The 6,021-nt window shown below is 75.4% G+C and carries 6 protein-coding genes and 1 pseudogene; 5 read left to right on the forward strand and 2 right to left on the reverse strand.

All coding sequences use genetic code 11. The features are described from left to right. Window positions 1–829: pseudogene (locus tag ABD352_RS53650) on the forward strand (hypothetical protein); the annotation flags it as partial. A 41-nt stretch (window positions 830–870) separates the two neighbouring features. On the opposite strand, the gene ABD352_RS53655 reads toward ABD352_RS53650, so the two are convergent. Next, entirely contained in the window at window positions 871–1,968 is a 1,098-nt protein-coding gene (locus tag ABD352_RS53655) for an FAD-dependent oxidoreductase (protein ID WP_344620423.1), read from the reverse strand. 74 nt (window positions 1,969–2,042) lie between these two features. On the opposite strand from ABD352_RS53655, the gene ABD352_RS53660 reads away from it, so the two are divergent. From ABD352_RS53660 to ABD352_RS53670, 3 genes are read left to right on the forward strand one after another with little or no spacing between them, the layout of a single operon-like run. Further along, entirely contained in the window at window positions 2,043–2,669 is a 627-nt protein-coding gene (locus ABD352_RS53660; RefSeq protein WP_344620424.1) for a TetR/AcrR family transcriptional regulator, read from the forward strand. 9 nt (window positions 2,670–2,678) lie between these two features. After that, window positions 2,679–3,296, forward strand: a complete 618-nt coding sequence (locus ABD352_RS53665; RefSeq protein ID WP_344620425.1) for a pyridoxamine 5'-phosphate oxidase family protein — start codon at window positions 2,679–2,681, stop codon at window positions 3,294–3,296. Further along, window positions 3,293–3,475: an antitoxin gene (locus ABD352_RS53670; protein ID WP_344620426.1), complete on the forward strand. Its 183-nt coding sequence runs from the start codon at window positions 3,293–3,295 to the stop codon at window positions 3,473–3,475. Before ABD352_RS53665 ends, ABD352_RS53670 begins: the two co-directional genes overlap by 4 nt. A 22-nt stretch (window positions 3,476–3,497) precedes the next feature. On the opposite strand, the gene ABD352_RS53675 is transcribed toward ABD352_RS53670, so the two are convergent. Beyond that, window positions 3,498–4,886, reverse strand: coding sequence for an MFS transporter (locus tag ABD352_RS53675; protein ID WP_344620427.1), 1,389 nt, complete (start codon window positions 4,884–4,886; stop codon window positions 3,498–3,500). Window positions 4,887–4,966: 80 nt separating this feature from the next. On the opposite strand from ABD352_RS53675, the gene ABD352_RS53680 reads away from it, so the two are divergent. Further along, on the forward strand, window positions 4,967–6,021 hold a 1,055-nt coding region (locus ABD352_RS53680; protein ID WP_344620428.1), incomplete at its 3' end, for an AAA family ATPase.

Genomic DNA, 6,021 nt, shown 5'->3' on the forward strand with positions numbered 1-6,021 from the left:
GGCCGGTGCGATGGCGGCGGCCCTGGCCGTGCTCGCCGCCGGGCGGCTGGCCGGGCCCGACGTCACGCCGCCGCTCGCCACCACGGCGGTCGTCGCCGCCGTCGCCGTGGCCGGCCTCTGCGTGACCCTCCGCCTCCACCAGTGGCGCGCCGCCACGACCGTGTCCGCGGCGGCGGATGCGTCCGGCGCTTCCGACCCATCGGCGCCGCAGCACACCCCGGCGGGGGCAACCGACGCTTCCGACCCATCGGCGCCGCAGCACACCCCGGCGGGGGCAACCGACGCTTCCGACCCATCGGCGCCGCAGCACACCCCGGCGGGGGCAACCGACGCTTCCGACCCATCGGCGCCGCTACGCTCCGCGCCCGATGCGTCCGGAGCTTCCGGCCCGTCACCCCCGCAGCGCACCGCGGCGGGGGTGACCGGCGCTTCTGGCCGATCGGCGCCGCTGCGCACCCTCGCGACGGCCGCCGGCAGGCGCGCTCTGCGCCGGCTCGCGGGCATCGCCCCGATGGACGGGCGGCCGGTGCCGATGGATGACCGGTCGATGCCGATGGACGGGCGGCCGGTGCCGTTTCGCAGGGAGCACGTGCTCGCGGCCATTGCCGGGCTCGACGGGCGGCCGATCCGGAAATTGCCGCCGGGGCGGTTCGTGCTGGACGAGCCGCTACGGCGGGCCTGTGTGCGGGCAGGGGTACCCGAGGTCGAGATCAGCCACCTGCTGCGCCTGCTCGCCGCGCGGTGGAGACTGCGCGGCGCGCCGGCTCCCGTGCTCCCCGAGCAGGCGTTCCCTCCCGGCAGCGAGAGCCGGGCGCAGGCCGAGGGTTAGGGCCGGCCCGCCGCAGCCCCGCCACGATGATGCGGCAGGCGCTAACGGCGGGTCAGCAGGCGGGCGGCGGTGTTGCGGGCGGCCAGGGCCAGCCGGGAGCGGGGCACGATCAGGGCGGCGGAGCGGCCGGCGTGGCGCACCTTCGGGTCGGTCCGCGTGCGGTGCTCGGCCTCGTAGCGGCGCAGCGCCGCGCCGAGGTCCGAGGGCGCGCCGGACAGGGCCGTGGCCAGGGTGTGCGCGCCGGCCATGGCCAGGCTCGAGCCGTCGCCGAAGAGGGAGACGCAGGAGGCGGCGTCGCCGACCAGGGTCACCCGGCCCCGGGTCCAGGCCGGGAGGTGCACGCGGCTGACGGCGTCGAAGTACAGCTCGGCGGTTTCCAGCCTTTCCAGCAGCTGCGGGGTGCGCCACCCCGCGCCCGCGTAGGCGGCGGCGACGAACCGGCGGTGGGCGGCCGTGTCCCGGTGGTCCATCCCGGGCACCGCCGCGCCGCGGAAGATGAGGGCGGCCAGGGCGTTGCCGCGGGCCGGGTGCACGGAGACCATGCGGCCCGGCTCGTTGTACATCAGCACGTCGCGCGGATCGTCCGACGGCCCGCCCAGGGGCAGGGTCGCGACCCAGACGCCCAGGTGGCTCACCACCTCGCGCTCGGGGGCGAAGGCCAGGCGGCGCACGGCGGAGTGCAGCCCGTCGGCGCCGACGACCAGGTCGAAGCGCTGCGGGGCGGCGCGGTCGAAGGTGACGCCGACGCCGGTTTCGTCGGGCTCCAGCGCGGTGACGGCGTCGTCGTAGCGGAAGTCGGCGTGGTCGCGGGCGGCGGCGAAGAGCACCGCGGCCAGGTCCGCGCGGGGGATCTCGACGGCGTCGGGGCTGGCCTGCATCGGCAGCCGGGCGATCGTGCGCCCGGCCGCGTCGACGACCCGCATGGCGTCGGCGTGGGTGGCGTGCTCGCGCAGGGCCGGCAGCACGCCCATGGCGCGGGCCACGGGCAGGGCCGGGCCGCGGACGTCGACCGGGTTGCCGCTGGAGCGCACGCCGGCGGCGCGCTCGACGACGGTGACCCGCCAGCCGCTGCGGGCCAGGAAGTAGGCGGCGGTGGTGCCGGCCACGCCGGCGCCGGAGATGAGGACCGAAGGCGTCATGCCTCGACGATATTCGCACTGAGTGCAAGTTTGCAATGAGTGCCAACTAACACTCAGTGCGATATGCTGCGGGCATGTCGTTGCGGGAGATGAAGCGGCAGCGCACGCGGCAGGCGCTGGTCGAGGCGGCGATCGAGCTGTTCGAGCGGGACGGGTACGAGCAGACGACGATCGCCGACATCGCCGCGGCGGCCGAGATCGGGACGCGGACGTTCTTCGGGTACTTCGCCACGAAGGAGGACCTGCTCTTCCCCGAGTCCGACACGCGGGTGGCGGCGTCGCTCGCCGAGATCGCGGCCCGCGGGCCGGACGACGGGCCGGCCGAGGTCCTGCTGCGCGCCCTGCACCGCGTCGGCGACGACAGCGACGACCTCACCGGCCGGCTGGCCGCGCTGCGGCTGCGCCTCATCCAGCAGGTGCCGGCGGTGCGCGGCAAGGCGCTGCAGATGCAGGTCGCGGCCCAGGCCGAGATCGCGCGGCACCTGGCCGCGGCGTTCCCCGACGAGCTCGACCACGTCACCTCGGCCGCGCTGGTCGGGGCCTTCGTCGGCGCGGTCACCGGGGCCCTCGCCGCCCTGCTGGAGCCCTCGATGCCGCAGGATCCCGCGGTGGTACGGCGGGCAGTCCAGCGAGCCACCGAAGTAGCGCTGCGGCCATGGCTCGCACACGATGTGCGACGGCAGCGGCTGCAGACCCCGTAAACGTGGCCAATGCGAGGCGAACACGGGTCGGCCGGCGAGCGGCTGATGCAGCAGCGGGCGGGAACGGAACAGCGGGCCGAGCGCTTCTACGACCAGCAGGTGCTGTCCGCGCTCAACGAACGGATGATCGAGTTCGTCGGGCGGCAGGAGATGATGTTCGTCTCCACCGCCGATGCGCTCGGGCACTGCGACTGCACGTTCCGGGCCGGGCCGCCGGGCTTCGTCGCCGTGCTGGCGCCGGACCGGGTGGCGTGGCCGGAGTACCGCGGCAACGGCGTCATGGCCAGCGTCGGCAACATGATCGAGAACCCCAACGTCGGGCTCATCTTCGTGGACTTCTTCCGCGACGTGATCGGCCTGCACATCAACGGCCACACGACCCTCGCCTCCGACGCCGAGATGCGCCGCGAGTTCCCGCACCTGCCGAGCGACCAGGTGCCCGGCCGGCGGGCGGAGCGCTGGGTCAACGTGTTCGTGGAGGAGGCGTACATCCACTGCGCCAAGCACATCCCGAGGCTGCGCAAGGTGACGGCCGAGGACCGCGTGTGGGGCACCGACGACATGCGCCGCAAGGGGGGCGACTTCTTCGGCGCCGCGGCCGGGATGTTGGGTACGGTTGCGCGATGAACAGCTTCTTCGACAAGGTCAAAAACCTGGCCGACCAGCACGACGAGAAGGTCGACCAGGCGCTGGAGAAGATCGGCGAGGTCGCCGACGAGCGCACCGGCGGCAAATACACCGAGCACATCAAGAAGGGTGTCGACGCCGCCCAGGAGCACACCGGCGAAGGCGACACCCAGCCCTGACCCCCCGACCCTGCGATCCCCGCTAGGCCTGGCGCCGGCGGGGCACCAGCTGCACCAGCGCGGCGAGCAGCACCTCGAGCACGACCAGCGCGACCAGGCTCGCCTGGAAGCCGCCGGTGATGCTCGCCGCGTGGTAGAACGCGAGCCCGATGAGCGCCACCCCGACCGCGTTGCCCGTCTGGTTCACCGTGGCCAGCACACCCGACGCGGCGCCGGCGTGCTCGGGGGCCACGTTGGTGAGCGCCAGGGTGGTCAGCGGCGCGAGGGCCATGCCCATGCCGACGCCCTCCAGGGCCAGGCCCGGCAGCAGCCAGGCGATGGAATGGGTGGCCGCCACCGTCATCGCGGCCAGCCCGGCGGCCATCACCAGCGCGCCGGCCGTGACCGACTGCCGGCCCATCCGGGCCGCGATGCGGTGCGCGTTGGTCGAGGTGAGCAGGTAGCCGCCGCCGACCGCCATGAACACCGCCCCCGACTCGAGTGCCGACAGGCCCCGGCCGGACTGCAGGTACAGCGCCAGCACGAGGAAGAACGACGCCTGCCCCATCCAGAACGCCTGCACGGCGACGAGGGCGGTGCTGAACGCCTTGCGGCGGAACATGCTCAGGTCGACGAGCGGGCTCCTGCGGTACCGCTGATGGGCAAGGAAACCGGCGAAGAGCACGGCGGCCAGGCCGAGGCACAGCCACGTCCACAGCGGCCAGCCCAGCTCGCGGCCCTGGATGAGCGGCAGGACGAGGGCGACCAGGGCCGCCGTGACCAGGACCGCGCCGGGCAGGTCGAGCCGGCTGCCGGTGCCCTTCGACTCGGGGACGGCCCGCAGCATGGCGAGTGCGGCGACGCCGACCGGCAGGTTGATCAGGAAGCACAGCCGCCAGTCGAGGCCGAACAGGTCGGCCTTGATGAGCACCCCGCCGACCACCTGGCCGAAGACGGCGCCGAGGCCCAGCGTGAGGCCGTAGCGCGCGAACGCCTTGGGCTGCGCCGGCGCCGGCACCGCGGTGCGCAGCACGGCCAGGGTCTGCGGCATGATCAGGGCGGCCCCGGCGCCCTGCAGCACCCGCCCGGCGACGAGCGCCCAGGGGGCCGGCGCGACCCCGCACAGCGCCGAGGCCACCGTGAACAGCGTCAGGCCGGTCGCGAGCACCCGGCGGCGGCCGTAGATGTCGCCGAGCCGGCCGCCGGTGATGAGCCCGGCGGCGAGGGCCAGGCCGAACCCGGCCACCACCCACTGCAGGGCGGACGGGCCGGCGCGCAGGTCGCGCTGGATCGCGGGCATCGCCACGTTGACGATGAAGAAGTCCAGCGCGGTCATGAACGTGACGGTGAGCAGGGCGGGCAGGACGCCGCGCGGGGCCCGGGGCTCGGTGTGGGCGCCGGTCGCCGCGGCGGTGATCGTCGTTGTCGTCATGGTTCAGGACGCTACGAAGCATCGCGGCCGGCGGAATCGGCATCGCTTAGGTAATCGTGACCGGCATGTAGGGTCGGTGCGTGCTGTACGGCCGGACGGGGGAACAGGAACGGCTGCGCGCGCTCACCGAGGCGGCCCGCGACGGGTCCGGCGGCGCCCTGGTGCTGCGCGGCGGGCCAGGCATCGGCAAGACCGCGCTGCTGGACTGGGCCGCCCGGCTGCCGGCCGCACTGGTGCTGCGCGGCGGCGGCGTGGAGTTCGAGGCCGACCTGCCCTTCGCCGGGCTGAGCCAGCTGCTGCGCCCGGTGCTGGCCCACCTCGACCGGCTCCCGGCCCCGCAGCGGGCCGCGCTGTCCGGCGCCTTCGGCCTCGGGCCGGTCGGCGAGGTCGACCGGCTGCTGGTCGGCTTCGGGGTGCTGTCGCTGCTGGCCGAGGCGGCCGGGGACGGGCCGGTGCTGTGCCTCGTCGACGACGCCCAGTGGCTCGACTCCGTCTCCGCCGACGCGCTGCTGTTCGCCGCCCGCCGCCTCGCCGGCGAGGGGGTGGCGCTGGTGCTCGCCGCGCGCGACGGCGGGTTCGCCGCGCCCGGGCTGCCCGAGGTACGGATGGAGGGGCTGGGCGACGACGACGCCGGGCGGCTGCTGGAGTCTGGGATGGATGCCGCCCTGCGGCAGCGGATCCTCAACGAGGCGCAGGGCAACCCGCTCGCCCTCATCGAGCTGCCGCGGGCCGGTCGGGCCGCGCTCGCCGCCGCGGACCCGCTGCCGGAGCGTCTGCAGGCCGCGTTCCACGGGCAGGTCGAGCGGCTGCCCGCGGCCACCCGCGCGGCGCTGCTGGCCGCCGCCGCCGAGGACACCGGCGACCTGGGCGTCGTCCTGCGCGCCGCGGCCGCCGACGGCGCGGGCGTGGACGACCTGCGCCCGGCCGAGCAGGCCCGGCTGATCGAGGTGACCGGGTCGACCCTGCGCTTCCGGCACCCGCTCGTGCGCGCCGCCGTCTACCACGGCGCCCCGATCGCCCGCCGGCTCGCCGTGCACCGGGCCCTGGCCGAGGCTCTCGACGGCCCCGAGTCGGCCGACCGGCGGGCCTGGCACCGGGCCGCGGCGGCCGCGGGCCTCGCCGACGACGTGGCCGC

Source organism: Dactylosporangium salmoneum, from assembly GCF_039532525.1.
Taxonomy (GTDB): Bacteria; Actinomycetota; Actinomycetes; order Mycobacteriales; family Micromonosporaceae; genus Dactylosporangium; species Dactylosporangium salmoneum.

What these genes read in the sequence shown, in the direction of transcription:
- ABD352_RS53665 (WP_344620425.1), top strand. Translation starts at nt 2,679, where the DNA reads ATGCGAGGCGAACACGGGTCGGCCGGCGAGCGGCTGATGCAGCAGCGG.
- ABD352_RS53675 (WP_344620427.1), bottom strand. Translation starts at nt 4,886, where the DNA reads ATGACGACAACGACGATCACCGCCGCGGCGACCGGCGCCCACACCGAG.
- ABD352_RS53655 (WP_344620423.1), bottom strand. Translation starts at nt 1,968, where the DNA reads ATGACGCCTTCGGTCCTCATCTCCGGCGCCGGCGTGGCCGGCACCACC.
- ABD352_RS53670 (WP_344620426.1), top strand. Translation starts at nt 3,293, where the DNA reads ATGAACAGCTTCTTCGACAAGGTCAAAAACCTGGCCGACCAGCACGAC.
- ABD352_RS53660 (WP_344620424.1), top strand. Translation starts at nt 2,043, where the DNA reads ATGTCGTTGCGGGAGATGAAGCGGCAGCGCACGCGGCAGGCGCTGGTC.